Source organism: Ectopseudomonas khazarica (assembly GCF_004521985.1).
GTDB classification, from domain to species: domain Bacteria; phylum Pseudomonadota; class Gammaproteobacteria; order Pseudomonadales; family Pseudomonadaceae; genus Aquipseudomonas; species Aquipseudomonas khazarica.
Genome location: NZ_SBHZ01000009.1, coordinates 107,026 through 131,251, shown reverse-complemented (window position 1 = coordinate 131,251; position 24,226 = coordinate 107,026). Strand labels below are relative to the sequence as shown.

The 24,226-nt window shown below is 65.7% G+C and carries 22 protein-coding genes; 14 read left to right on the top strand and 8 right to left on the bottom strand.

What is annotated here, in order from left to right:
* Window positions 1-59 precede the first annotated feature (59 nt).
* From urtE to EPK82_RS13695, 5 genes are all read left to right on the top strand, one after another.
* A complete protein-coding gene (urtE, locus tag EPK82_RS13715) occupies window positions 60-749 on the top strand; it encodes an urea ABC transporter ATP-binding subunit UrtE (protein WP_037046284.1) in 690 nt (229 codons plus the stop codon).
* A gap of 328 nt (window positions 750-1,077) precedes the next feature.
* Complete coding sequence (gene fmdA, locus EPK82_RS13710) at window positions 1,078-2,307, top strand: formamidase (protein ID WP_047589798.1); 1,230 nt, start codon at window positions 1,078-1,080, stop codon at window positions 2,305-2,307.
* Between the two features lie 59 nt (window positions 2,308-2,366).
* Entirely contained in the window at window positions 2,367-2,714 is a 348-nt protein-coding gene (locus tag EPK82_RS13705; protein WP_134676905.1) for an FmdB family zinc ribbon protein, read from the top strand.
* Window positions 2,715-2,808: 94 nt separating this feature from the next.
* A complete protein-coding gene (locus tag EPK82_RS13700) occupies window positions 2,809-3,852 on the top strand; it encodes an aliphatic amidase (RefSeq protein ID WP_037046292.1) in 1,044 nt (347 codons plus the stop codon).
* Window positions 3,853-3,907: 55 nt separating this feature from the next.
* Window positions 3,908-4,942, top strand: coding sequence for an AAA family ATPase (locus tag EPK82_RS13695; protein WP_167494351.1), 1,035 nt, complete (start codon window positions 3,908-3,910; stop codon window positions 4,940-4,942).
* 69 nt (window positions 4,943-5,011) lie between these two features.
* On the opposite strand, the gene EPK82_RS13690 is transcribed toward EPK82_RS13695, so the two are convergent.
* Complete coding sequence (locus EPK82_RS13690) at window positions 5,012-5,479, bottom strand: REP-associated tyrosine transposase (protein ID WP_134676904.1); 468 nt, start codon at window positions 5,477-5,479, stop codon at window positions 5,012-5,014.
* A 211-nt stretch (window positions 5,480-5,690) separates the two neighbouring features.
* Window positions 5,691-7,274 (bottom strand): peptide chain release factor 3, encoded by a 1,584-nt coding sequence (locus EPK82_RS13685; protein WP_134676903.1) that lies wholly within the window; start codon window positions 7,272-7,274, stop codon window positions 5,691-5,693.
* A 236-nt stretch (window positions 7,275-7,510) separates the two neighbouring features.
* On the opposite strand from EPK82_RS13685, the gene EPK82_RS13680 reads away from it, so the two are divergent.
* The 6 genes from EPK82_RS13680 to EPK82_RS13655 all read left to right on the top strand — a co-directional run bounded on the left by EPK82_RS13680 (window position 7,511) and on the right by EPK82_RS13655 (window position 16,943).
* The gene (locus tag EPK82_RS13680) at window positions 7,511-10,042 is read left to right on the top strand and encodes a sulfite reductase flavoprotein subunit alpha (protein WP_134676902.1); all 2,532 of its coding nucleotides are present in this window, start codon (window positions 7,511-7,513) and stop codon (window positions 10,040-10,042) included.
* A gap of 458 nt (window positions 10,043-10,500) precedes the next feature.
* On the top strand, window positions 10,501-11,664 hold the full coding sequence (locus EPK82_RS13675; protein WP_037046306.1) for a type III PLP-dependent enzyme: 1,164 nt from the start codon (window positions 10,501-10,503) through the stop codon (window positions 11,662-11,664).
* Window positions 11,665-11,791: 127 nt separating this feature from the next.
* On the top strand, window positions 11,792-12,460 hold the full coding sequence (locus tag EPK82_RS13670; protein ID WP_037046309.1) for a Fe2+-dependent dioxygenase: 669 nt from the start codon (window positions 11,792-11,794) through the stop codon (window positions 12,458-12,460).
* Window positions 12,461-12,479: 19 nt separating this feature from the next.
* A complete protein-coding gene (locus EPK82_RS13665) occupies window positions 12,480-13,592 on the top strand; it encodes an alpha-hydroxy acid oxidase (RefSeq protein WP_134676901.1) in 1,113 nt (370 codons plus the stop codon).
* A 249-nt stretch (window positions 13,593-13,841) separates the two neighbouring features.
* On the top strand, window positions 13,842-16,046 hold the full coding sequence (locus tag EPK82_RS13660) for a TonB-dependent receptor (protein ID WP_051800505.1): 2,205 nt from the start codon (window positions 13,842-13,844) through the stop codon (window positions 16,044-16,046).
* 153 nt (window positions 16,047-16,199) lie between these two features.
* On the top strand, window positions 16,200-16,943 hold the full coding sequence (locus EPK82_RS13655) for a 5-oxoprolinase subunit PxpA (protein WP_037046316.1): 744 nt from the start codon (window positions 16,200-16,202) through the stop codon (window positions 16,941-16,943).
* On the opposite strand, the gene EPK82_RS13650 is transcribed toward EPK82_RS13655, so the two are convergent.
* A complete protein-coding gene (locus EPK82_RS13650) occupies window positions 16,925-17,227 on the bottom strand; it encodes a DUF2218 domain-containing protein (RefSeq protein ID WP_037046322.1) in 303 nt (100 codons plus the stop codon). The genes EPK82_RS13655 and EPK82_RS13650 overlap by 19 nt on opposite strands.
* A 49-nt stretch (window positions 17,228-17,276) precedes the next feature.
* The gene (locus EPK82_RS13645; protein WP_037046326.1) at window positions 17,277-17,918 is read right to left on the bottom strand and encodes an NAD(P)-dependent oxidoreductase; all 642 of its coding nucleotides are present in this window, start codon (window positions 17,916-17,918) and stop codon (window positions 17,277-17,279) included.
* 100 nt (window positions 17,919-18,018) lie between these two features.
* Here EPK82_RS13645 and EPK82_RS13640 point away from each other — a divergent pair, with 100 nt between their 5' ends.
* Together EPK82_RS13640 and EPK82_RS13635 are read left to right on the top strand one after the other, a co-directional pair.
* The gene (locus tag EPK82_RS13640) at window positions 18,019-18,906 is read left to right on the top strand and encodes a LysR family transcriptional regulator (protein ID WP_134676900.1); all 888 of its coding nucleotides are present in this window, start codon (window positions 18,019-18,021) and stop codon (window positions 18,904-18,906) included.
* Window positions 18,907-18,978: 72 nt separating this feature from the next.
* A complete protein-coding gene (locus EPK82_RS13635) occupies window positions 18,979-19,866 on the top strand; it encodes a PA4780 family RIO1-like protein kinase (protein ID WP_134676899.1) in 888 nt (295 codons plus the stop codon).
* 141 nt (window positions 19,867-20,007) lie between these two features.
* On the opposite strand, the gene cueR is transcribed toward EPK82_RS13635, so the two are convergent.
* The 3 genes from cueR to EPK82_RS13620 all read right to left on the bottom strand — a co-directional run bounded on the left by cueR (window position 20,008) and on the right by EPK82_RS13620 (window position 23,256).
* On the bottom strand, window positions 20,008-20,433 hold the full coding sequence (gene cueR, locus EPK82_RS13630; protein WP_037046334.1) for a Cu(I)-responsive transcriptional regulator: 426 nt from the start codon (window positions 20,431-20,433) through the stop codon (window positions 20,008-20,010).
* A complete protein-coding gene (locus EPK82_RS13625) occupies window positions 20,430-22,799 on the bottom strand; it encodes a heavy metal translocating P-type ATPase (RefSeq protein ID WP_134676898.1) in 2,370 nt (789 codons plus the stop codon). Before EPK82_RS13625 ends, cueR begins: the two co-directional genes overlap by 4 nt.
* Before the next feature lie 64 nt (window positions 22,800-22,863).
* Entirely contained in the window at window positions 22,864-23,256 is a 393-nt protein-coding gene (locus tag EPK82_RS13620) for a hypothetical protein (RefSeq protein ID WP_037047372.1), read from the bottom strand.
* A 114-nt stretch (window positions 23,257-23,370) separates the two neighbouring features.
* Here EPK82_RS13620 and EPK82_RS13615 point away from each other — a divergent pair, with 114 nt between their 5' ends.
* Window positions 23,371-23,568 carry a heavy-metal-associated domain-containing protein gene (locus EPK82_RS13615; RefSeq protein ID WP_037046338.1) on the top strand — a complete coding sequence of 66 codons (198 nt, stop codon included), beginning with the start codon at window positions 23,371-23,373 and terminating at the stop codon, window positions 23,566-23,568.
* Between the two features lie 16 nt (window positions 23,569-23,584).
* Here the strand turns inward: EPK82_RS13615 and EPK82_RS13610 are convergent, their stop codons facing one another.
* Window positions 23,585-24,205 carry a TetR family transcriptional regulator gene (locus EPK82_RS13610; protein WP_037046340.1) on the bottom strand — a complete coding sequence of 207 codons (621 nt, stop codon included), beginning with the start codon at window positions 24,203-24,205 and terminating at the stop codon, window positions 23,585-23,587.
* Window positions 24,206-24,226: the final 21 nt, after the last annotated feature.

Below are 24,226 nucleotides of genomic sequence, written 5' to 3'. Positions count from 1 at the left end.
CCGGTCGCGTATCTGTAGCCCGGATGCAATCCGGGGGCATGTCCAGCAAGGAGTCATTTATGTTCCAGATCAGCAACCTCGCCTCGGGCTATGGCCAGAGCCAGATCCTCCATGAACTCAACCTCGATGTGGCGAAGAAGGAAATCGTCGCGGTGATGGGCCGCAACGGCATGGGCAAGACCACCCTGTTCAAGAGCCTGATGGGCATCCTGCCGCAATGGGGCGGGCAGATCCGCGTCGATGGCAAGGACGTGTCGCAGCTGGAAACCCACCAGCGGGTAGAGAGCGGCATCGCCTACGTGCCACAGGGGCGGATGATCTTCTCGCACATGACCGTGCTGGAGAACATCCAGACCGGCCTGCCGGCCTCCGCCGGCGGCAAGGTACCGGATGACCTCTATGCGCTGTTCCCGGTGCTGCATGACATGCGCCACCGCAAGGGCGGCAACCTGTCCGGTGGCCAGCAGCAACAGCTGGCCATCGCCCGGGCGCTGGCGACCAATCCCAAGGTGCTGCTGCTCGACGAGCCGACCGAGGGCATCCAGCCGTCGATCATCAAGGACATCGCCCGCAGCCTGAAGGAGATCCGCAACATGCGCGACCTGACCATCGTCGTCTCCGAGCAGGTGCTGTCGTTCACCATGGAAATCGCCGACCGCTTCCTGGTCATCGAGAAGGGCAAGTTCGTGGTCGAGGAGAGCCGCGACCAGGTCGACGAGGCGAGCATCAGTCGTTATCTGTCGGTGTGACTTTCTTGCCCTCTCCCTAACCCTCTCCCGCAAGCGGGAGAGGGGACTGTTGGGCGGTGTGCCATTTCGCACCGCGTGCTGCTCCCCCTCTCCCATTCATGGGAGAGGGGTTGGGGGAGAGGGTAGTGGCTCCCGCTTTACGGTCACTGTGTTCTCCATGCAGTGGCCGCTTTTTCGCGTCCGCGAAAAATGCCTGCAGGCCCCGTAAGGTCGGCGTTCCGGGCATACGTCATCCAACGTATTTGCCGATTTCCCCGCGCGCTTGAGACTGGCTGCGTACCCGGCACACAGCGGCCGGCATTCCTCACAGGTCCCATGGAGCTTTGTCATGACCGATACCCTGATCAAGGTCGACCTCAACCAGGCCGCCACCGAGAACGAGCAAGTCCACAACCGCTGGCACCCGGACATCCCGATGGCCTGCTGGGTCAATCCGGGCGATGACTTCATCCTCGAGACCTACGACTGGACCGGCGGCGCGATCAAGAACGATGACGATGCCTCGGACGTGCGCGACGTCGACCTCTCCACCGTGCACTACCTGTCCGGTCCGGTGGGCGTGAAAGGGGCCGAGCCGGGCGATCTGCTGATCGTCGAACTGCTCGACATCGGCGCCAAGCAGGACATGCTCTGGGGCTTCAACGGTTTCTTCTCGCAGAGCAATGGCGGCGGCTTCCTCACCGATCACTTCCCGGCGGCGCAGAAGTCGATCTGGGACTTCGAGGGCATGTTCACCAAGAGCCGGCACATCCCCGGCGTGCGCTTCGCCGGCCTGATCCACCCCGGCCTGATCGGCTGCCTGCCGGACCACAAGATGCTCGCCGACTGGAACAAGCGCGAGCAGGCGCTGATCGACACCAACCCGACCCGCGTACCGCCGCTGGCCAACCCGCCGTTCGCCTCCACAGCACACATGGGCAAGCTCAAGGGCGATGCCCGCGACATGGCCGCCGCCACCGGCGCGCGTACCGTGCCGCCACGCGAGCATGGCGGCAACTGCGACATCAAGGACCTGTCGCGCGGTTCGAAGATCTTCTTCCCGGTCTACGTCGACGGCGCCGGCCTGTCGGTCGGTGATCTGCACTTCAGCCAGGGCGATGGCGAGATCACCTTCTGCGGCGCCATCGAGATGGCCGGCTGGGTGCACATGAAGGTCGAGCTGATCAAGGGCGGCATGGCCAAGTACGGCATCAAGAACCCGATCTTCAAACCCAGCCCGATCGTGCCCACCTACAACAACTTCCTGATCTTCGAAGGCATCTCGGTGGACGACGACGGCAAGCAGCACTACCTCGACGTCAACCTGGCCTACAAGCAGGCCTGCCTGAACGCCATCAACTACCTGAAGAAGTTCGGCTACAGCGGCGCGCAGGGTTACTCGCTGCTGGGTTCGGCACCGGTGCAGGGGCATATCAGCGGGGTGGTCGACATCCCCAACGCCTGCGCCACGCTGTGGTTGCCGACCGATATCTTCGAGTTCGACATCAACCCCAGCGCCAGCGGCCCGACCCGGTTCCTCGACGGCAGCATCGACATGCCCATCGCCTACGACAAGTGATGCCACTCCCCCTCTCCTGCATGCGGGGGAGGGGCCCTGGTCTTTCGAGGAATGCCGTCATGCCCATCTACGAATACGACTGCCCGCACTGCGGCGACTTCACCGTGCTGCGGCCAATGGCCGAGCGCGACCAGGCCTGCGCCTGCCCGTACTGCGACACCGCCAGCGAGCGGGTGATCCTCAGCGCGCCGGGCCTGTCGACCCTGCCGGGCAGCCAGCGCCGCGCCCATGAAAGCAACGAGCGCAGCGCCAACGCGCCGATGAATCTCGACGAGTACAAGGCCAGCCGCAAGCATCCGGCCGGTTGCAGCTGCTGCGGCCCGAGCAAGCCGGTGCAGCGCACCAAGGCCAACCCGCACGGCCTCAAGGCCAGCCCATCGGCACGGCCGTGGATGATCAGTCACTAAACAGCAGCGACAAGCTGCAAGCCACAAGCGGCAAGCAGAGCGCGCTCTTGCTTGAGGCTTGCAGCTTGTCGCTTGCGGCTAAGGAGAGTTTTCCATGCGCCACGGCGACATTTCCAGCAGCCCCGATACCGTCGGCGTTGCTGTCGTCAACTACAAGATGCCGCGTCTGCACAGCAAGGCCGAGGTGCTCGACAACGCGCGCAAGATCGCCGAGATGATCAAGGGCATGAAGCTCGGCCTGCCCGGCATGGACCTGGTGGTGTTCCCCGAGTACAGCACCATGGGCATCATGTACGACAGGGACGAGATGATGGCCACCGCCGCCGCCATCCCCGGCGAGGAGACCGCGATCTTCTCCGCCGCCTGCCGCGAGGCGAAAACCTGGGGCATCTTCTCGCTCACTGGCGAGCGCCACGAAGAGCATCCGCACAAGGCGCCCTACAACACCCTCGTCCTGATCGATGACCAGGGCGAGATCGTGCAGAAGTACCGCAAGTGCATTCCCTGGTGCCCCATCGAGGGCTGGTATCCGGGTGACCGCACCTATGTCTCCACTGGCCCCAAGGGCATGAAGATCAGCCTGATCATCTGCGATGACGGCAACTACCCGGAAATCTGGCGCGACTGCGCGATGAAGGGCGCCGAGCTGATCGTGCGCTGCCAGGGCTATATGTACCCGGCCAAGGAGCAGCAGGTGCTGATGGCCAAGACCATGGCCTGGGCCAACAACTGCTATGTGGCGGTGGCCAACGCCAGCGGCTTCGACGGTGTGTACAGCTACTTCGGCCACTCCGCGTTGATCGGTTTCGACGGGCGCACCCTGGGCGAGTGCGGCGAGGAGGAAATGGGCATCCAGTACGCCCAGCTGTCGGTGTCGCAGATCCGCGATGCACGGGCCAATGACCAGTCGCAGAACCACCTGTTCAAGCTGCTGCACCGTGGCTACACCGGCGTCTACAACTCCGGGGATGGCGACAAGGGCGTGGCCGACTGCCCGTTCGAGTTCTACCGCACCTGGGTGTTGGACGCGCAGAAGGCCCAGGAGGATGTGGAGAAGATGACCCGCTCGACCATCGGCGTGGCCGACTGCCCGGTGGCAGAGCTGCCGCATCCGGGCAAGGAACGCACGGCTGGCTGATCGCCCGCAGGAGCCGGCTTGCCGGCGATGCCTTTGTCTCTGTGGAATAAACGAGATGCCCTTCGCCAACGACCTGATCGACAGCAACCGCGAACGTCTGGATGAACAGGGCGTTGCTCGCCTGCAGTCGCGTTTCCTCTTCGAGCCGGCAGTGGTCATGGCGTTGCTGCGCTCGCGCATCGTCGGCCAGGACGCCGTGCTGGCGCAGGTCGAGTCCATGCTCAAGGTGGTCAAGGTCGACATCGGTGAGCGCGAGCGGCCTTTGGCGGTCAACCTGTTCATGGGCCCGACCGGTGTCGGCAAGACCGAGATCGTGCGCCTGCTGGCCCAGGCCATTCACGGCCGCGCCGACGCGATGTGCCGCATCGACATGCACACCCTGGCCCAGGAGCATTACGCTGCGGCGTTGACCGGCGCGCCACCGGGTTACGTCGGCAGCAAGGAGGGCACCACGCTGTTCGATGGCGAAGCCATCGCCGGCAGTTTCGGGCGACCCGGTATCGTGCTGTTCGACGAGCTGGAGAAGGCCAGCCCGGAAGTGCTGCGCAGCCTGCTCGGCATTCTCGAACATGGCCGGCTGACCCTGACGGCCGGCAGCCGCACCCTGGATTTCCGCAACAGCCTGATCTTCATGACCAGCAATGTCGGGGCGCAGCAGGCGCAGCGCTACCGTGAGCGCTTCGGTCGTGGCTGGCGGCGCTGGCTGGGCCTGGCACCGAAGGGGGAGGCGGCGCTGCTGGAGCAGGTGCTGCACCAGCGTTTCGAGCCGGAATGGCTCAACCGTATCGACCGCATCCTGGTGTTCGAGCGGGTCGACGAACGCTGGCTGGACGCCTTGCTGGAGATCGAACTGGACAAGCTTGGCCAGCGCCTTGCGCGCCAGGGCCGTTCGCTGCACCTGGAGCCGAGCTCCCGCGCCTGGTTGTGCCGTGAGCACGATGTACGTTTCGGCGCCCGCGCCCTGGCGCGTCGAATACGTACCGAACTGGAACCGGCGATCGCCGAGTGCCTGCTGGCAGAGCCGAGCACGGCACGATTGCTCTGTACCTGCGACCACGATCGCTTGCAGGTAACGCCGCACTCCTGGTAGGAGCCCGCTTGCGGGCGATGCGCTTTCGTCGCCATGATCGCCGGCAAGCCGGCTCCTACAGCAGAGGCACTACAGCCAGATCGCATCCCAGTGGGGATAGTCACCGACACGTTTCACCAGACCGGCGCGTAGCGGGTTGGCAACGATGTAGCGTGCCGTGGCGGCCAGGTCTTCTTCCTGGCGCAGGGCGTGGTCGTGAAAGCCCTTCTGCCAGACACGGCCGCTGGTTTCACGCGCCTTGTTGATGGCAATGGCGCTACGGGACTTGAGCTGCAGTACCAGCTTGGCCAGTGATGTCTCCTGCAGCTGGACGAGCCAGTGCAGGTGGTCGGGCATGACGACCCAGGCGAGTGACTGGACGAGTTGCCGCTCATGCAGGCGGCGCATCTCTGCAATCAGCAGCCTGGCCAGCTGCCAGTCCTGAAAGATGGGATGTCGCTCATGGGTGACCGTGGTCAGCAGGTAGGCGCGGCCGGGGTCCGAGACGCGTCCATGGCGCAGGGCATGGCCACGGTGGTTGAAGCGGCTGGAGTCCATTCCAGATTTCTCAACGTCGGGCTGTAGGAGCCGGCTTGCCGGCGATCATCGGCAAGGGTGGTACACAACCTGATCGCCGGCAAGCCGGCCTCTGCAGTTGCGTAGGGTGGATGACGCTTCATCCATCCACCACCCTGCAACCGCATCGGTGGATGAGAAGAGCGTCATCCACCCTACAGGTCGACGTTTTTGGCCTTATGCAGTGCGACGATCAGTGATGCTCACGGGTGGCGCGGAATTTCACCTCCGGCCAGCGCTCTTCCATCAGGCTGAGGTTGACGCGGGTCGGGGCCAGGTAGGTGAGGTGGCCGCCGCCGTCGACGGCGAGGTTCTCGTAGGCCTTGTCCTTGAATTCCTTGAGCTTCTTCTCGTCGCTGCATTCGATCCAGCGGGCGGACCAGACGTTGATCGCCTCGTACGCGCATTCCACCTTGTATTCCTCTTTCAGACGGCTGGCGACCACGTCGAACTGCAGCACACCGACCGCACCGAGGATGATGTCGTTGTTGCGCTCGGGGAAGAACACCTGGGTCGCGCCTTCCTCAGCCAGTTCCTGCAGGCCCTGACGCAGCTGCTTGGATTTCAGCGGGTCCTTCAGGCGTACGCGGCGGAACAGTTCCGGGGCGAAGTGCGGGATACCGGTGAAGCCGAGGTTCTCGCCTTCGGTGAAGGTGTCGCCGATCTGGATGGTGCCGTGGTTGTGCAGGCCGATGATGTCGCCGGCGTAGGCCTCTTCCAGGTGCTCACGCTCGCTGGAGAAGAAGGTCAGCGCGTCGCCGACGCGCACGTCCTTGCCCAGGCGGGCGTGGCGCATCTTCATGCCCTGGGTGTACTTGCCCGAGCAGATGCGCATGAAGGCGATGCGGTCGCGGTGTTTCGGGTCCATGTTCGCCTGAATCTTGAACACGAAGCCGGAGAACTTCTCCTCGGTCGGCTCCACGCTGCGCTCGTTGGCCACGCGCGCCAGCGGGCGCGGGGCCCAGTCGACCACGGCGTCGAGCACATGGTCGACACCGAAGTTGCCCAGTGCGGTGCCGAAGAATACCGGGGTCATCGCGCCCTCGAGGAAGGCCTCGGGGTCGAACTCGTGGCAGGCCCCCTGGACCAGTTCCAGCTCTTCGACGAAGCGCTCGTACATGTCGCCGAGGTGCGCGCGCGCCTCGTCGGAGTCGAGGCTCTGGATGATCTTGGCTTCGGTGCGCTCGTGGCCGTGACCGGGGGTGTAGACGATGATGTAGTCGCCAGTCAGGTGGTAGACGCCCTTGAAGTCCTTGTAACAGCCGATCGGCCAGGTGATCGGCGCGGCCTTGATGTTGAGCACCGCCTCGATCTCGTCGAGCAGCTCGATGGGGTCGCGGATGTCGCGGTCGAGTTTGTTGATGAAGCTGACGATGGGCGTGTCGCGCAGGCGGCAGACATCCATCAGGGCGATGGTCCGCGGCTCGACGCCCTTGCCGCCGTCGAGCACCATCAGCGCCGAGTCCACCGCGGTCAGGGTGCGGTAGGTGTCTTCGGAGAAGTCTTCGTGGCCGGGGGTGTCGAGCAGGTTGATCATGTGCTCGCGGTAGGGGAACTGCATCACCGAGGTGGTGATGGAGATGCCGCGCTGCTTCTCCATCTCCATCCAGTCGGACGTGGCATGGCGGTCGGACTTGCGCGACTTCACGGTCCCTGCGACTTCGATGGCCTTGCCCATCAGCAGCAGTTTCTCGGTGATGGTGGTCTTACCGGCGTCCGGGTGGGAAATGATGGCGAACGTACGGCGCTTGGCGACTTCGGCGGCCTGGGTGGTCATGAATGCGTGCCTGGATGGAATCGTTGAGGGCGCCTTGGCGCCCGGAAACTGGCGATTATACCGATAACTGCAGGCTCTGGCCGAGGGGCGGCCATCGGGTTTCAGGTGCCCTGGCCGGGCAGGAGAGTCGCGCAGGCTGCGAATGCGTAAAAATCGCGTAAATAAATGGTTATGAAAATTATTCCCATATAGAGTAGCCGCCCGTCGCAAAGGGTCAGGGTAGGGGTGGCGCCGTCGTGTTCAAGAAAATCATCTTCCAGTTGCATTGGTTCTTCGGCATCAGCGCCGGCCTGGTGCTGGCCGTCATGGGCATCACCGGCGCGCTCTACAGTTTCGAGGGCGAGATAACCCGGGCGCTCAATGCCGAGCGCTGGCAGATCGAGCCGAGCGAGCAGGGCCACCTTGCGCCGCGCGAACTGGTGTCGCGGATCGAGGCCGCGACCGCTGATCGCGTCACCGGCTTGTGGGTCGATACCCGGCATGACGGGCCGGGCATGGCCTTTCTCGCGCCGCCGCCAGGCGAGCGACGCGGGCCGCGCATCGCGTTCGACCCCTACACCGGCGAGGTGCTGGCCGAGCCGATCGGCCAGGACTTCTTCCACCTTATGCTGATGCTGCACCGCTTCCTGTCGATGGGGGAGGTGGGCAAGCAGATCACCGCCGCCAGCACCCTGGCGCTGATTTTCTTCTGCCTGTCCGGTCTCTACCTGCGCTGGCCGCGCAAGGCTCTGAACTGGCGCACCTGGCTGACCCTGGACTGGAAGAAGAAAGGCCGTGGCTTCAACTGGGACCTGCACGCGGTGGCCGGCACCTGGGTGCTGCTGTTCTACCTCTGCGCGGGGCTCACCGGCCTGTACTGGTCCTATGAGTGGTACCGCGAAGGGCTGACGCGCATGCTCTCCGACACGGCGCCGGAGAAGCGCGGGGAAGGCCGTGGCCGGGGTGGCCGTGACGCGGGCAACGGCCCGGCCCCCGAAGTCGACTACGACGCCGTCTGGCAGAGCATCCAGCAGGCCGCCGGCCCGGGCCTGGTCGCCTGGAACCTGCGCTTGCCAGCCGTGGCCGGGCAGCCGGGGACCGTCTTCTACATGCTCGACGGCGCCGATCATGTGCGCGCCTTCAACCAGTTCCAGATCGATCCGAAAAGCGGCGCGGTCAGCCGCCATGAGCGCTACGCCGACAAGAGTTTCAAGGCGCAGCTGCTGGCCAGCGTCTATGCGCTGCATGTCGGCGAGTACTTCGGCATGCCGGGGCGCATCCTGATGATGCTGGCCACGGCGGCCATGCCGCTGTTCTTCATCACCGGCTGGCTGCTGTACCTGGATCGCCGGCGCAAGAAGCGGGCTGCGCTGGCGGCGCGCAGCTCGCTCAAGGACGAGGACTCGGCAGGTGGCTGGCTGGTGGGGTTCGCCAGCCAGAGCGGCTTTGCCGAACAGCTGGCCTGGCAGAGTGCCGGCCAGTTGCAGGCCGCCGGTATCCCGGTACGGGTCGAACCGCTGTCACGCCTGGATGCCGACAGCCTGCGCCAGACGCAGAAGGCGCTGTTCGTGGTCAGCACCTTCGGTGATGGCGAGGCGCCGGATGCGGCGCAGGGCTTCGAGCGCAAGGTGCTGGCGGGTTCGGTGCCTCTCGAGCAACTGAGCTATGCGGTGCTGGCGCTGGGTGACCGGCAGTATCAGCACTTCTGTGGCTTCGCCCGGCGCATCAACGCCTGGCTGGGGCTGCAGGGCGCTCGGTCGCTGTTCGACAGCATCGAGGTGGATGGCGCCGACCAGGCGGCACTGCAGCGCTGGCAGCAGCAGTTGAGCGACCTGACCGGTGCGGCGCCGATGCGCTTCGAAGAAACGCCCTGGCAGAACTGGACGCTCGCCGAGCGCCGCCTGCTCAACCACGGCAGTCAGGGCGCGCCGGTGTACTTCATCGGCCTGACGCCGCCTGCGCAGAGTGACTGGCAGGCCGGCGACATCCTGGAGATCCGTCCGCGCCACGGGGCCGCCGCCGTGCAGGCCTGGCTGCAACACTCCGGCTTCGACGGCAGCGAGCCGGTGACGCTGGATAGCCAGGCGACCAGCCTGCGTGAAGCCCTGGCCGAGCGCCAGTTGCCGGGCAGCTTCGCCCACCTGGTCGGGCTGCATGCCCAGGCGCTGGTCGATGCCCTGGTGCCGCTGGGGGCGCGCGACTACTCCATTGCCTCGGTGGCGGCCGACGGTGTGCTGCAGCTGATCGTGCGCCAGGCCGTACAGGCGGGTGGCCGCCTGGGTCTGGGGTCCGGCTGGCTGAGCGAGTACCTGCCCGTGGGCGGGCAGCTGCTGGCGCGGGTGCGGCGCAACACCGGTTTCCATCTGCCGGAGGATGATCGGCCGCTGATCCTGATCGGCAATGGCACCGGCCTGGCCGGGCTGCGTTCGTTGCTGCGGGCGCGTGCACTGGCAGGCCAGGGGCGCAACTGGCTGCTGTTCGGCGAGCGCAGCCGCGCCTGCGACTTCTTCTGCGGCGACGAGCTGCAGGCGGCGCTGGAGGCCGGCGACCTGCAGTATCTGGACCTGGCCTTCTCCCGCGATCAGGCCCGCAAGCACTATGTGCAGGACCTGCTGCGTGAGCACAGCGCACGTCTGCATGCCTGGCTGGACGAGGGCGCGGCGATCTACGTGTGCGGCAGCCTCGACGGCATGGCCGGCGGTGTCGATGTGGCACTGCGTGAGGTGCTCGGCGACGAGTGCGTGCAGCAACTGGTCGAGGACGGACGCTACCGGCGTGACGTGTACTGAATCGAGGTCGTTCCGGCGGGGCAATCGGGAGGTCGGCGTGCACCCGGTTGCCATGCCGCTGACATCTCTCTCGTCTAGACTTGGCAGAGGCTGAAAGCCGCGTCCGTTCAGCATTTCCGCCTGTTCTGTGTGATATCCGGAACGTTTGCCAGGGCCGCTCCAGATAGGGGGAATTTCCGGTTGATCTGACGGGCGCATGGTCTTAAAGTCCGCGCCCGAACGTCCATGCTGGAAACGATCCATCCGGCTCAAGTACTGACGACGAGAGATCGCTGGTGGCCCACCGCGATCAGTGATGCTCGGCGACATGCCTTGGGAAGTAGGCGAACCAAAGTGGGGAAACTGTCAGACGTTCAGGCTCGCGCGTTGCGCGGCCAGCCCCGACACGTAGCGGAACCTGTCAGGCGTTTCGCTGCCCGAATTCATGTGTTCCTGGTTTTGCCATTGGAGTCCCCAGCATGTCGATCAAGGTCGAAGACTACTACGCACCCGCCACTTTCCAGCGCATGAAGGCATTCGCCGATCAGCACGAGACCCCCTTCGTGGTGATCGACCGGCAGATCATCGCCGATGCCTATGACCAGCTGGGCAACTGCTTCCCGTTCGCCAAGATCTATTACGCGGTCAAGGCCAACCCGGCCATCGAGATCATCGAGCTGCTGCGCGACAAGGGCTCGAGCTTCGACATCGCCTCGATCTACGAGCTGGACAAGGTCATGAGCGCAGGTGTCGGCCCGGAGCGCATCAGCTACGGCAACACCATCAAGAAGTCCCGCGACATTCGCTACTTCTACGACAAGGGCGTGCGCCTGTTCGCCACCGACTCCGAAGCCGACCTGCGCAACATCGCCAAGGCGGCGCCGGGTTCGAAGATCTACGTGCGCATCCTCACCGAAGGTTCGACCAGCGCCGACTGGCCGCTGAGCCGCAAGTTCGGTTGCCAGCCGGACATGGCGCTGGATCTGCTGATCCTGGCCAAGCAGCTGGGCCTGGTGCCGTACGGCATTTCCTTCCATGTCGGTTCGCAGCAGCGCGACATCGACGTGTGGGATGCCGCCATCGCCAAGGTCAAGGTGATCTTCGAGCGTCTCAAGGAAGAAGACGGCATCACCCTGCAGATGATCAACATGGGCGGCGGCTTCCCGGCCAACTACATCCAGCGCACCAACGACCTGGAAACCTACGCCGAGGAGATCACCCGCTTCCTCAAGGAAGACTTCGGTGACGAACTGCCGGAGATCATCCTCGAGCCGGGCCGTTCGCTGATCGCCAACGCCGGCGTGCTGGTCTCCGAAGTGGTGCTGGTGGCGCGCAAGTCGCGTACCGCCGTGGAGCGCTGGGTGTATGCCGACGTCGGCAAGTTCAGCGGCCTGATCGAAACCATGGACGAGGCCATCAAGTTCCCCATCTGGACCGAGAAGAAGGGCGAGATGGAGGAAGTGGTGATCGCCGGCCCGACCTGCGACAGCGCCGACATCATGTACGAGAACTACAAGTACGGCCTGCCGCTGAACCTGGCCAGCGGTGATCGCCTGTACTGGCTCTCCACCGGCGCTTACACCACCAGCTACAGCGCCGTGGAGTTCAATGGCTTCCCGCCGCTGAAGTCTTACTACCTGTAAGGCCCGACGCTGTCTGCAAGCGCCCACCTCGTGTGGGCGTTTTCATTTCTGTCGCGCATGGCTGTTGTTTGGTGTGTCAGCTATTTAGAATCATTATCACTTTTGGCCTTTGCCCTGGAGCGGCACCATGATGCTGATCATCCCCGATGTGCTCGATGCCGAGCAGTTGCGCGATTGCCGTGCGGCGCTCGAGACGGCGAGCTGGCAGGACGGGCGCCTGAGCGCCGGGCACCAGGCGGTGCACGCCAAGACCAATCAGCAACTGGCGCAGAACGATCCGCTGACGCAGCAGCTCGGCGACTTCCTGCTCGAATGCCTGAGTCGCAACCCGCGCTTCATGGCCGCTGCCTTGCCGCTCAAGGTGGTGCCGCCGCGCTTCAACCGCTATGCCGGCGGAGGCCAGTACGGCGACCACATCGACAATGCGATCTTCAGCGTGCCGGGGACCTCGCAGCGTATCCGCGCCGACCTGTCGGCGACGCTGTTCTTCAACGAACCCGACGAGTACGACGGCGGCGAACTGGTGACGCGCGAGCGGCGGATCAAGCTGCCGGCCGGGCACCTGGTGCTGTATTCCAGTGGCAGCCTGCATCGCGTCGAGCCGGTGACTCGCGGTGCGCGTCTGGCCTCGTTCTTCTGGTTGCAGAGCCTGGTGCGTCAGGATGACCAGCGCGAGCTGCTGCTGGAACTCGACGACAGCATCCAGGCGCTGCGCCTGCAGGTGCCGGACAGCCCCGAGCTGCTGCGCCTGACCGGGCTGTATCACAACCTGCTGCGGCAGTGGTCGCAGACCTGAGTCGCCATCGAGAGTCGCCATGCCCCTTGCCCCGCTGCAACAGATTCCCGCTGACATCGCCGCCGTCGGCGACTACCAGGCCTATGCCCGCGAACGCATGAGCGAGCAGGCCTGGGCCTACCTGGCCGGAGGGGCGGCGGATGAGCTGACCCTGCAGGACAATCGCCAGGCGTTCGATCGGCTGCGTCTGCGCAGTCGCGTGCTGCAGGACCTGCGCGGTGGCAACACGCGCCTGCGCCTGTTCGGTCAGGACTACGAGCATCCGATCTTCGTTGCGCCGGTGGCCTATCAGAAGCTGGCCCATGCCGACGGCGAACTGGCCTGCGTGCTGGGCGCCAGCGCGCTGCGTGCCGGCATGGTGGTCAGCACCCAGGCCAGCATCGAGCTGGAGACCATCGCGGCGCAGGCGCAGACACCGCTGTGGTTCCAGCTGTACATCCAGCCCGACCGTGATTTCACCGCCGCCCTGGTGCGGCGCGCCGAAGCCGCCGGTTATCGTGCCCTGGTACTGACGGTGGACGCGCCGGTCAGCGGCATCCGCAACCGTGAGCAGCGCGCGGGCTTCGCCTTGCCCGCCGGTATCGAGGCGGTGAATCTGCGCGGCATGCGCCCGCTGGCGGTCAGCGCCGATCCGTCCGCCAGCAGCCTGTTGCTCGGCGGACCGCTGCTCAACGCCGCGCCGACCTGGGCCGACCTGGCCTGGCTGCGCGCGCAGACGCGCCTGCCGATCCTGCTCAAGGGCATCCTCAGCGCCGCCGATGCCGAGCAGGCACTGGCGGCTGGGGTCGATGGGCTGATCGTGTCCAACCACGGCGGCCGCACGCTCGATGGCCTGCCGGCGACCATCGAGGCGCTGCCGGAGGTGGCGGCCGCGGTGCAGGGACGTGTGCCGGTGCTGCTCGATGGCGGGATCCGCCGTGGCACCGACATCCTCAAGGCGCTGGCCCTGGGCGCCGACGCGGTGCTGGTGGGCCGGCCGTGCATCTTCGCCCTGGCCGCAGCCGGTGCGGTGGGGGTGGCGCATGTGCTGCAGCTGTTGCGCGCGGAACTGGAGGTGGCGATGGCACTGACCGGCTGCGCCGATCTGGCCAGTATCGGCCCGCAGACGATCTGGACGCCACACAGCTGCTGAGGTCCTTGCACGCGCTGCGCAAAGGAACTGCTCCGCCCTGTTGAGCCGTCCGTACGGCAGGCATCAAAAAAGAATGCATTTAATAGTGTTTCTTATTTGACATAAATTTATTTACAAATAATATACGTTCTCTTTTAGAGGGCAGGGCCGTTTCAGGCCCTGCGCCGGGGCGTTGTGCGGGGGATTTCTGCGGATTCCTCTGTACATGTTTGTAAATAATTATCATTACATATTGACAGGTTATCTCAAATGCGTGCCACGAACTACGATCAGGTTTTGCCCGTCAAACGCGTGCTGGCCACTGCCATCGGCCTGGCCATTGCCTCGCTGACGCTGCCGGCGCTGGCAGACGAGTCGCTGAAGCTGGACAGCGTCACGGTCAAGGGTGAGCAGGAAGGTGACTACAAGACCGAGTCGGTCTCGTCGCCCAAGTACACCGCGCCGCTGCTGGACACCCCGCAGACCGTCACCGTGGTACCGCAGAAGATAATCGCCGAGCAGCAGGCGCTGAGCCTGCGCCAGGTGCTGTCCAACGTTTCCGGCATCACCTTCACCGCCGGTGAGGGGGGTGGTGGTTCCGGTGACAGCATCAACATCCGTGGCTTCAGCGCCAACGCCAACATGCAGATCGACGGCCTGCGCGACAGCGCGCAGACCAACCGCACCGACACCTTCAACATCGAGTCGGTCGAGGTCATCAAGGGCCCCAACTCGGTATTCGGCGGCAGCGGTACCACCGGCGGCAGCATCAACCAGGTGACCAAGGCGCCTCGCCTGCGTGACTTCACCCAGATCGGCGCCAGCATCGGCACCGACAGCTACCGTCGCTTGACCCTGGACAGCAACCAGACCCTCGACGGCCTGGGTACCGACAGTGCCTTCCGGCTCAACCTGATGACGCACGAAAACGACGTGGCCGGCCGCGACGAGATCGACCGCAAGCGTTGGGGCATCGCGCCGTCGCTGGCCCTGGGCCTGAGCGAGGACACCCGCCTGACCCTCAGCTACTTTCACCAGACCGACGACATCCTGCCGGACTACGGTGTGCCGGCCATCGATGGCAAGAAGGTCGCCGGGGTGGACCGCGAGAGTTACTTCGGCTGGAAGAACCTGGACAAGGACGACATCAAGACCGACTCCTTCACCATCAAGCTCGAGCACGCCTTCAACGACAGCCTGAGCCTGCAGAACCTCACCCGCTACAGCCAGATCGACCGCAACACGGTGATCTCCGCCTCGCATGTCAACACCACCGGCGTACCGGCCGGCAACTACCTGCCGGCCGGCCCGCAGGCCTATGGGCGTGACGTGAACAGCAAGATGCTGATCAACCAGACCAACCTGCGTGCCGACTTCGACACCTTCGGTCTGCAGCACAGCCTGTCCACCGGGGTGGAAATCTCCCGCGAGGACTACGACCGCCTGACCTACAACCATGGCCTGGGCACCGCGCTCTACCCGACCGCTGGCTACTCGCTGGGCAACCCGCCGGGCTACTGGAACGGTGCGGTCAACAAGACCATGAGCGCGGATACGTCGACCCGCCTCGACAACCAGGCGGTGTACGTGTTCGACACCATCGCCCTGAACTCCGACTGGGACCTGAGCCTGGGGCTGCGCTACGACTGGATCGAGGGCGACTACAAGAACACCGCGCTGCCGGCCGGCACCCTGACCAAGCTCGACACCCGCGACGAAGAACTCAGCGGGCGCATCGGCCTGGTCTACAAGCCGGTCGACAATGGCCGCATCTACGTGGCCTACGGCACCTCCTTCAACCCGTCGGCCGAATACCTGGCGACCACCGGCAGCGGCGTTTCGGACGCGACCTCTGGCCTCGATCCGGAGAAGAACAAGACCTGGGAGCTGGGTACCAAGTGGGAACTGCTCGACCGTCGCCTGGAGCTGGATGCGGCGATCTTCCGGGTAGAAAAGACCAATGCCCGCGAAACCATGGCTGACGGCAGCACTCAGCTGGCAGGCAAGCAGCGCGTCGAAGGGATCGAGGTGGGGCTGACCGGCCATGTCACCGAGCGCTGGGACGTGTTCGCCAACTACACCGTACTCAGCAGCGAGACCCTCGAAGCGGCCGACACTGCCGCCGGCATCGCCCGCGAGGGTCAGGCCCTGGCCAACACGCCGCCGCGTTCGTTCAACCTGTGGACCTCGTACCAGCTGCCGGCCGGCTGGTCGCTGGGTTACGGCGCCCGCTATGTCAGCGAGCGCAACGTCAGCTCCAGCAGCAACGCCAAGCTGGACTCCTACTGGTTGCACAACGCGATGGTCGGCTACAAGGTCAACGACAACGTCGACCTGCAGCTGAACCTCAACAACCTGTTCGACGAAGACTACGTGGAGCGCGTTCGTCAGACGCCGGGCACGGGTGCCCGTTCCTCGGCCATCGAGTACGGCGACGGCCGTTCGGCGATCCTCTCGGCGACCTACAGCTTCTGAGTCCGCCTCCGGCGTGCCGACAGGCACGCCCGGTTGTCCAACGCCCCGGCTGGTCCGGGGCGTTGGCGTTCATGCAGGTTGGCGTGTCGGGTACCACCACGCGGAAGCGGGGCGCGGGCTGGACTTTGCCGCGGTCCGTCTTATGCTGCGTGGATGAAGCGAATACTGCTCAACTGTGACATGGGCGAGGGCTTTGGCGCCTGGCGCATGGGTGACGACGCGCTGGCCATGCCGCTGATCGATCAGGCCAACCTGGCCTGTGGCTTCCACGCGGGCGATCCACTGATCATGGCGCGTAGCGTCGCGCTGGCCATCGAGCATGGCGTGAGCGTCGGTGCACACCCTTCCTACCCCGACCTGCAGGGTTTCGGGAGGCGCCACCTGCAGTGTTCGCCGGAAGAAGTACGGGCCCTGATGCTGTATCAGATCGGCGCGCTGGATGCCTTCTGCCGTGCTGCGGGCGGCCAGCTGGCCTATGTCAAACCCCATGGCGCGCTGTACAACGACCTGGTGCTCGACGATGCGTTGCTGATGGCGGTGCTCGATGCCTGCGCCAGCTATCGCAGAGGCTTGCCCCTGATGGTGCTGGCCCTGGCCGACAACAGCCGCGAGCTGCGCCTGGCGGACGAGGCGGACGTTCCGCTGATGTTCGAGGCGTTCGCCGACCGCGCCTATCTCTCCGATGGTCGGCTGGCACCGCGACGTCTCGCGGACGCGGTGCACCAGGACCCTGAACGCATACTGGAGCAGGCCCTGACCATCGCCCGTGGCGAGGCCTTTGCCGACATCGATGGCAAGCCGCTACGCCTGCGTGCGGACAGCCTCTGCGTGCACGGCGACAACCCCGAGTCGCTGGCCGTGCTGCGGCGTCTGCGCGCTCAGCTGGATGCGCTCTGAGGTTGCCAGTCCAGGGTCAGCGCTTCCTGCCAGGCGAACCGCTCGAAGTGGCTGGCGACGACAGCTTGCAGGCGTTGCAGGTCATCCGCGTTGCCACTCTCGACCTGCAGGCGCAAACCCTGTTCTTCGGCCTGCAAGGTGGCCAGGCCCGAGTCGAACTCGATGCGGCCCTGCTGCTCGTCGAAACTGACTGGAATCTTGTGTGCGAAGTGTTTGCACAGACGGCTGATGTAACGTGCCGGTGTGTCGGTCGCGACGAAGGCACTGCTGCTCAATGGATTCATGGTGACTCCTGATCGGGTGCGCGCTGCGCACCCTGTCTGTGGGCTGAGGTCAGTACGCCAGGGTGAACCGCTGGCGGATGTGCTGTGGCTGTTCCGCTTCGTCGATCAGCGCGACGGCCAGGTCGGCCACGGAGACGCTGCCGGGCTCATCGCCGTTCATCAGCAGCTCGTCGTTGCCGAGGCGGAACTTGCCGGTACGCGGGCCGGGCACGAGCAGGGCGGCCGGCGAGAGGAACGTCCATTCCAGTGCCTGTTCGTCACGCAGCAGGTCGAGGACCTGGCGGGCACCTTCTGCACCTTCCTTGTATTCGGCGGGAAAGTCCGCTGTGTCGATCAGCTGGAGACCGGGGGCCACGTACAGGCTGCCCGCCCCGCCGACCACCAGCAGGCGCTGGGTGCCCGCCTGCTTGCTCGCCGCGATGATCGAGCGGCTGCCGCTGATGAACTGCTCGCGGATGTCCGCCACACCCCAGCCCGGGTTGAAGGCGCTGATCACCACGTCATGGCCTCGCAGCTGTTCGGCCAGTTTGGCGGTGTCCTGCACGTTCGCCTGTACGGCGCTCAGGCGAGGGTGGGCGGCGAGTTTTTCCGGGTGGCGCACCAGCGCGGTGACCTGATGTCCGCGCTGCAGCGCTTCCTGCAACAGGGGGGCGCCGACATAACCAGTGGCGCCGATCAGAGCGATCTTCATGGGGGGGACCTCGAGTAGTTGGGGTGAACACATGATCGCTGCTGGATAAACCCGGGAAAAAGTGGCTTCATGAACTGGAATAGTTAAGCGGAGCTTCATAATGGAGCAGCTCAAGCGCATGGCGCTGTTCGCCACCGTGGTGGAGAAGGGCTCGATGGTCGGTGCAGGGGAAGCCATGGGCATGTCCGCCTCTGCGGTCAGTCAGCAGGTGCGGCGACTGGAGGAGGCCACGGGGGTCACGCTGTTGCACCGCACCACCCGCAAGCTGACCCTGACCGAGGCCGGCGCAACCTTCTATGACAGCTGTCGACAGATCGTCGAGCTGGCGCAGCGCGCCGAGCAGCGCCTGGCCGAGCAGCGGGATGCACCGGTGGGGGAGCTGCGCGTCGCGGCCCCGGTCGGCTTTTCCGGGCCGCTGCTGTGCGAGGCGCTGGCCCCGCTGCTGAGCGCCCACCCCGGCCTCAGCCTGACGCTGTTCTTTCAGGACGAGCAGATCGATCTGGTCGAGTCGCGCATCGATCTGGCCATCCGCGTCGGGCGCCAGGAGGACTCCAGTCTGGTCGCCCGCTACATCGTCGACTGGCGCATGCTGTTGTGCGCCGCGCCGGCCTACCTGGCGCGTGCCGGTTTGCCGAGCGAGCCGCAGCACCTGCTCAAGCTGGACTGGATCGGCCTGCACCTCGAGCGCATCCAGCACCTGGTATTGCAGGGCCCCGCTGGCGTGCAGCAGCGGCTGCGCCTGGAGAGCCGCGTCACCTGCAACAACATCCTGGCGGCGCGCCAGTTCACCCTGGCCGGCATGGGTGTGTCGTTGCAGCCCGAGGCGGAAATCCGCGGGCTGCTGGCCAGTGGCGAGCTGCTGCCGCTGCTGCCTGACTGGCAGCTGGAACCGGTGGGCCTGTACATCGTCACGCCGCGCCGCGATGCTCAGCCCGCCAAGGTGCGCTATGCCATCGAGGCACTCAGACGGCACCTGATCAATGCGTGATGATCGACTCAGGCTGTGCGAGGATGGCCAATACTCAGATCCCCGGCTAGAAAGGACCCGTGACCCACACCGATGAAGACGCCCAAACGTATTGAACCCCTGGTCGAGGATGGCCTGGTGGACGAAGTGTTGCGACCGCTGATGAGCGGCAAGGAGGCAGCGGTCTATGTGGTGCGTTGCGGCGACGAGCTACGCTGCGCCAAGGTCTACAAGGAGGCCAACAAGCGCAGTTTCCGCCAGGCCTCCGAATATCAGGAGGGGCGCAAGGTGCGTGGCAGCCGTCAGGCGCGCGCCATGGCCAAGGGCAGCAAGTACGGGCGCAAGGAGCAGGAGCAGGCCTGGCAGAATGCCGAGGTCTCGGCACTGTTCCGCCTGGCCAGTGCCGGCGTGCGGGTGCCCAAGCCCTATGACTTTCTCGATGGCGTGCTGTTGATGGAGCTGGTGGACGATGGCGAAGGCGACGTCGCGCCGCGGCTCAATGACGTCGACCTGCACCCGGATGATGCGCGTGAGTTTCACGCCTTCATGATCCAGGAGATCGTCAAGATGCTCTGCGCCGGCCTGGTGCACGGTGATCTCTCGGAATTCAACGTGCTGCTTGGCCCCGAGGGGCCGGTGATCATCGACCTGCCGCAGGCGGTGGATGCGGCGGCCAACAACCATGCCTTCAGCATGCTCGAGCGCGATGTGCGCAACATGGCCGAGTACTTCGGCCAGTTCGCCCCGGAACTCAGGTACACCAAATACGCCAAGGAAATGTGGGCGCTCTACGAGGCCGGCAAGTTGCAGCCGCATACGCAACTGACCGGCGAGTTCGCCGAACCGCAGGACGCCGCCGACATCGATGCGGTCATGCGCGAGATCAAGGCCGCGCTGGCCGAAGAGGCGAAGAAACAGGCTCTGCGCAACGCCGAGGATGAACCCAAGGATACCGAGCCGACGCCACCCTGGATGCGCTGAGGCAATGCCCGGTGCTGATCCGCTGGCGCACGCGGGCTGGATAACATCCGGCTGTTGATCATGACGTTTGCGTGATCGCCCGCAAGCGGGCTCCTACGGCCTTTACCTCAGGCGGCGCCTGGGCCCCGGATTTCATCCGGGCTACGGCGTTTTCGCGTGTCCCTTGGCGCAGCAACTGACGCCCTGTTCGATACCCTGCAGGATCGGGCAGTCCGGCCGCTCGTTGCCCTGGCAACTGGCCGCCAGGTCCACCAGGGTGTCGCGCAGTGCGCTCATCTCGGCGATCTTGCGCGACAGTGTGGCGATGTGTTCCTCGGCCAGTGCCTTGACGTCGGCGCTGGCGCGCTGCTTGTCCTGCCACAGCGCCAGCAGCCTGCCCACTTCGTCCAGCGAGAATCCCAGGTCCCGTGAGCGCTTGATGAAAGTCAGGCGATGCAGGTCGTTGGCGTCGTACTGCCGGTAGCCGCTCTGCGAGCGCCCGGCATGGGGCAGCAGGTCGATGGATTCGTAGTAGCGAATCATCTTGGCGCTGAGGCCGGTGTGCTTGGCGGCTTGGCCGATGTTCATGCCTTGGGTCTCCAGCGGTTCAGCAGCAGGGCGTTGCTCACCACGCTGACACTGGACAGGGCCATTGCCGCGCCGGCGAACATCGGGTTGAGCAGGCCCGCCGCGGCGAGGGGGATGCCGACCAGGTTGTAGATGAAGGCCCAGAACAGGTTCTGGCGGATCTTCGCATAGGTGCGCCGGCTGATGTCCAGGGCCGCCGGCACCAGGCGTGGGTCACCGCGCATCAGGGTGATGCCGGCGGCGTGCATGGCGGCGTCGGTGCCACCGCCCATGGCGATGCCGACGTCGGCGGCGGCCAGCGCCGGGGCGTCATTGATGCCGTCGCCGACCATGGCCACCGTGCCCTGCTGGCGCAGCTCGTCGATCAGGCGCGCCTTGTCCGCCGGGAGCACCTGGGCATGCGGTTGGTCGATGCCCAGGGTGCCTGCCACCGCCGCGACGCTGCCCTGGTTATCGCCGCTGATCAGGTGGCTGGTGATGCCCTGTTCGCGCAGTTCGGCGATGGCTTCTGCGGCGCCGCGCTTGAGTTGGTCGCCAAACGCCAGCAAGCCGAGCAGGCGCGGGTTGTCGCCGCTTTCGATCAGCCAGGACAGGGTCCGACCTTCGGCTTCCCAGGCGCGGGCGGACTCGCTCAGGGCGCCGGCCTGCAGCTGCTGTTCGTCCAGCAGACGGCTGCTGCCCAGTTGCAGCTGGCGGCCCTCGACCGTGCCGGCGATGCCCCGGCCCGCCAGCGCGCGGCTGTCGCTCACGGCGGGCAGGGCAATGCGCTGCTCGCTGCAGCGTTCCAGCACGGCCTTGGCCAGCGGGTGCTCGCTGCCTTGCTGGAGGCCGCCAGCCAGGCGCAGCAGCGTCTCTTCGCTGGCCTCGGCCAGGCCGACATGGGCGATGCGTGGCTTGCCCTCGGTCAGCGTGCCGGTCTTGTCGAAGGCGATGTGGCGCACGTCATGGGCCACCTCCAGCGCTTCGGCATCCTTGATCAGGATGCCGTGGCGAGCGGCGACGCCGGTACCGGCCATGATCGCGGTCGGGGTCGCCAGGCCGAGGGCGCAGGGGCAGGCGATCACCAGCACGGCCACGGCGTTGAGCAGGGCCTGTTCGGCGGAGGCCCCCAAAAGCAGCCAGACCAGCAGCGTGGCCAGTGCCACCAGCAGCACGGCAGGGACGAACACCTGGCTGACCTTGTCCACCAGCTTCTGGATCGGCGCCTTGGCGGCCTGGGCGTCTTCGACCAGGCGGATGATGCGCGCCAGCACCGTCTCCGCGCCGAGGGCGGTGGTCTCCACCAGCAGGCGGCCTTCGCCGTTGATGGCACCGGCGGTGACCTTGTCGCCCGGCTGCTTGGCCACCGGCAGGCTCTCGCCGCTGATCAGCGCTTCGTCGGCGTGGCTGCGGCCTTCCACCACCTGGCCATCCACGGGAAAGCGTTCGCCAGGTCTGACCAGCACCTGGTCACCGAGGGCCAGCGCCTCGATGCTGACCTGCTCCTCGCGGCCATCGACCAGGCGCACGGCGTGATCCGGGCGCAGCGCCTGCAGGGCGCGGATGGCACTGGCGGTCTGGCGCTTGGCGCGGCTTTCCAGGTACTTGCCGAGCAGGATCAGGCTGATGATCACCGCCGAGGCTTCGAAGTACAGGTGTGGCATCTGCCCGGCGGGTGTCACCGCCCACTGGTAGAGGCTAAGGCCGTAGCCGGCGCTGGTGCCGATGGCCACCAGCTGGTCCATGTTGCCGGCGCGTGCCTTGAGCGCCTGCCAGGCCGCACGGTAGAAGCGGGCGCCGAAGATGAACTGCACGGGGGTGGCGATCAGGAACTGCAGCCAGGCTGGCAGCATCCAGTGCAGGCCGAAGGGTTCGACGAGCATCGGCACCAGCAATGGCAGGGTCAGGGCGATGGCCGCGAACAAGGTGAGGCGCTCGCGGCGCAGGCGCGAGCTGCCATCGTCCGCAGGGGCGTGCTCGTCCACGAGGCTGGCCTGGTAGCCAGCCGCCGCCACGGCTTGCAGTGCCTGCTGCGCGTCGAAACCGGCGACGACCTGCAGGCGTGCCTTCTCGTCCGCGAGGTTGACCGCGACCTGGGTCACGCCCGGCAGCTTGCCGAGTGCACGTTCGATACGGCCGACGCAGCTGGCGCAGGTCATGCCCTCGATGGTTAGTTCCAGTGCGTGGCCGGGAACGGCGTAGCCGGCCCCTTCGATCGCCTCGATCAGTTGCCCGAGGCTGTCGGCAGGCGCTTCGATGCGCGCCTGCTCGCTGGCCAGGTTGACGGTGGCGCTGGCGACCTCCGGCAGCTTGCGCAGTGCGCGTTCGACACGACCGGCGCAACTGGCGCAGGTCATGCCCTGGATCGGCAGGTCGAAGGTGGTCATGGACGGGCTCCCGGTAACGTCATGACCACAGGATCAACCTTGACCCCATGGCAAGGTCAAGCGTTCAGTTCAATGCGGGCGCGGCATGCAGTCGCAGGCCGGCGTTGTCCATGGCGATGCGGTAGCGGCGTACTTCGCCGGCATAGAGCTCCAGCGACTGCCCTTGCAGCTGGGCGATGCCATCCTGGCACGGCCCGGTGCCGGTCAGGCCGAGGCGCAGGGACACCTTGCCGGGCGGCAGGTTGAACGCCACCGACTGGCCCTGGTGCAGGCGGGCGGCCATCTGGTCATGCAGGTACAGCGCGACCTCGCAGGTGGTGGCCACCTCCAGCCGTTCGCGTGAAACGATGAGTACCGCGTAGCCCTCGCCCTGGGCGGCCGATGGCAGGGGTGCCAGCGGCTGGGCAAGGGCTGCTGGCGCAAGCAGGGCGGCAAGCAGCAGGTAGGGCAGGCGCATGACGATGATCCCCATGTCGAAAGCCGGCTGAATGACTGGCGGCAAGTGCTTGACCTTGCCACCGTGGCAAGGTCGAGACTACACCCATCGACCATCGATTCAAGGAGTCAGCAGATGCAGCAGTTCAAGGTTAGCGGAATGTCCTGTGGTCACTGCGTCAGGACCGTCACCCAGGCGATCAAGGCGCTCGACCCGGCGGCGCAGGTGGATGTCGATCTCGCCGCCGGCGTGGTGCAGGTCGACAGTGACGTGCCGGCCGCGCAGCTGGAGGCGGCGATACGCGGCGAGGGCTACGAGGTGAGCGCGCCTTAGCCGGCCGCGAGTGGTGCTACGGCCACTGCCGCAGCAGGCCGCGGAAGCAGCTGTCGATCATCGCCGGCGTGTCGGTCTGCGCGTCGAACAGGTTGGGGTCGCGCAGCCAGTCGCTGAACAGCCCGACCAGCATGGCATGCAGGGCCCGTGACGCCAGGCGGGAGGTGATCCCGGGTTGCAGCAGTGGTTGTACCGACGGCAGGGCGAACTGCTGTTCGCAGAGGGCGATGAACTGGTTGACGAAGGCTTCGTGGCGTTCCTCGGCTTCACGCAGCTCCTCGGTGAACTCGCAGCGCCGCAGCAGCACGGTGAGGATGCGCCGGCGCTGGTCGTCGAGAACCAGGTTGGCCATGGCCTCGATGCACAGGTCGCGCAGCAGCTGCAGGGATACCAGCCCGTCCACTTCGGCCAGCTGCTGGGCCAGTGGCTCCAGTGGCAGGCGCACCTGGTTGAGCATCTCGTGGAACAGGTGGGCCTTGTTCTGGAAGTGCCAGTAGACGGCACCTCGGGTCACACCCGCGTGTCTGGCGACCTGCTCCAGGCTGGTGTGGGCGACTCCGCGCTCGAGGAACAGGTGTTCGGCTGCGGCCAGGATGGTATGGCGGGTTTTCTCCGCGTCTTCTTTTGTTCTGCGCATGGTGATCCGGCAGGTTGGTGC